Below are 2,688 nucleotides of genomic sequence, written 5' to 3'. Positions count from 1 at the left end.
CATGGACGATCTGTTGCGCGAGTTCCTGACGGAGAGCAGCGAGAGCCTGGATACGGTCGACAACCAGCTGGTGCAGTTCGAGCAGGATCCGAACAACGCGAAGATCCTGGACAACATTTTCCGCCTTGTGCACACCATCAAGGGGACCTGCGGCTTCCTCGGGCTGCCGCGGCTGGAAGCGCTGGCGCATGCCGGCGAGACCCTGATGGGCAAGTTCCGCGACGGCATGCCGGTGAAGGCGGAAGCCGTGACGCTGATCCTGTCCTCGATCGACCGCATCAAGGAGATCCTTGGCGGGCTCGAGGCGACCGAGGCCGAGCCCGAAGGCAACGACCGCGACCTGATCGATCAGCTCGAAGCGATGGTCGAGCACGGCATGGCGGCGATGTCAGGCTCGACGCAGTCGATGCCGGCTGCTGCCGAAGAAGCTGTACCTGTCGTTGAATCTCCATCCGTGCAGGCAGCAATGACTGAAGGCACGCTGGTGGTGCAGACGCTGGAGCGTCCGCTGCGTCCGGGTGAGGTCTCGCTCGACGAGCTCGAGCGCGCCTTCCGCGAGACCGAGATTGAAGTCGCAGCACCGGCGCCGGTTGCGAAGCCCCTCGCCGCGGCGCCCGCAGCCGTGCCGACGGAGGCCGCAAAGAAGCCGGCCCGCAAGGCCGCCGCCGAGGATGTTGTCCAGGAAGGCGACAAGATCGCCAACCAGTCGATCCGGGTCAATGTCGACACCCTCGAACACCTCATGACCATGGTCTCCGAGCTGGTCCTGACCCGCAACCAGCTTTTAGAGATCTCAAGGCGCAACGAGGACACCGAGTTCAAGGTGCCGCTGCAGCGGCTCTCCAACGTCACCGCCGAGCTGCAGGAAGGCGTCATGAAGACGCGGATGCAGCCGATCGGCAATGCCTGGCAGAAGCTGCCGCGCATCGTCCGCGATCTGTCCGGCGAACTCGGCAAGCAAATTGAATTGGAAATGCACGGCGCCGACACCGAGCTCGACCGCCAGGTGCTCGACCTGATCAAGGATCCGTTGACGCACATGGTGCGCAACTCCGCCGATCATGGCCTGGAGACCACCGCCGAGCGGGTCGCGGCCGGCAAGCCCGAACAGGGCACCATCCGCCTCAGTGCCTACCACGAGGGCGGCCATATCATCATCTGCATCGCCGACAATGGCCGCGGGCTCAACACCGAGCGGATCAAGGCCAAGGCGCTCCAGAACGGCCTCGTCACCGAGGCCGAGCTGGAGAAGATGACCGAGGCCCAGATCCACAAGTTCATCTTCGCGCCGGGCTTCTCGACCGCGGCGCAAGTGACCTCGGTGTCCGGCCGCGGCGTCGGCATGGACGTGGTGCGCACCAATATCGACCAGATCGGCGGCACCATCGACATCAAGAGCGTGGCCGGCGAGGGCGCCTCGGTCACCATCAAGATCCCGCTGACCTTGGCGATCGTCTCCGCCTTGATCGTGGAAGCCGGCGGCGACCGCTTTGCAATTCCCCAATTGTCCGTGGTCGAGCTGGTGCGGGCCCGCGCCAACTCCGAGCACCGCATCGAGCGGATCAAGGACACCGCGGTCTTGCGCCTGCGCAACAAGCTGCTGCCGCTGATCCATCTCAAGAAGCTCCTGAAGATCGACGACGGCGCGACCTCCAGCGATGCCGAGAACGGCTTCATCGTGGTGACGCAGGTCGGCAGCCAGACCTTCGGCATCGTGGTCGACGGCGTGTTCCACACCGAGGAGATCGTGGTCAAGCCGATGTCGACCAAACTGCGGCACATCGACATGTTCTCCGGCAACACCATCCTGGGCGATGGCGCGGTCATCATGATCATCGACCCCAACGGGATCGCCAAAGCGCTCGGCGCGTCCGGCTCCTCGGCCCATGACATGGCCGACGACAATGCCGCGGCGCATGCCTCGAGCGGCGAGCAGCTGACCTCGCTGTTGGTGTTCCGCGCCGGCTCGAGCCAGCCCAAGGCGGTGCCGCTCGGCCTCGTCACCCGGCTGGAAGAGATCGCAACCGACAAGATCGAGCTCTCCAACGGCCGCTACATGGTGCAGTACCGCGAGCAGCTGATGCCGCTGGTGCAGATGGCCGGGGTCGAGGTGCAGACCCAAGGCGCGCAGCCGATCCTGGTGTTCGCCGACGACGGCCGCTCGATGGGGCTCGTGGTCGACGAGATCATCGACATCGTCGAGGAGCGGCTCAACATCGAGGTCGCGGGCTCGCAGGACGGCATTTTGGGCTCGGCCGTGATCAAGGGCCAGGCCACCGAGGTGATCGACGTCGGCCACTTCCTGCCGATGGCGTTTGCCGACTGGTTCTCGCGCAAGGAGATGCGGCCGTCGGCCTCGGCGCAGTCGGTGCTGCTGGTCGATGACTCAGCGTTCTTCCGCAACATGCTGGCGCCGGTGCTGAAAGCCGCCGGCTACAAGGTGCGGACCGCGGGAGGCGCGCAGGAAGGGCTCGCGGCGCTGCGCTCGGGGCAGGCCTTCGACGTCGTGCTGACCGACATCGAGATGCCCGAGATGAACGGCTTTGAGTTCGCCGAGAACATCCGAAGCGACCACAACCTGATCGGGCTGCCGATCATCGCGCTGTCGGCGATGGTGTCGCCGGCGGCGATCGAGCGCGGCCGGCAGGCCGGCTTCCACGACTATGTCGCCAAGTTTGATCGTCCCGG

General features: G+C 65.4%; 1 protein-coding gene. It reads left to right on the top strand.

Going from position 1 to position 2,688, the window contains the following annotated elements; translation table 11 throughout:
- Position 1: 1 nt before the first annotated feature.
- Positions 2–2,688: hybrid sensor histidine kinase/response regulator (locus tag Q0030_RS40505; protein ID WP_298380711.1), on the top strand; the 2,687-nt coding region annotated here is incomplete at its 3' end.

Source organism: uncultured Bradyrhizobium sp. (assembly GCF_947648125.1).
Classification (GTDB): Bacteria; Pseudomonadota; Alphaproteobacteria; order Rhizobiales; family Xanthobacteraceae; genus Bradyrhizobium.
This window is presented reverse-complemented; position numbering and strand designations above follow the sequence as displayed.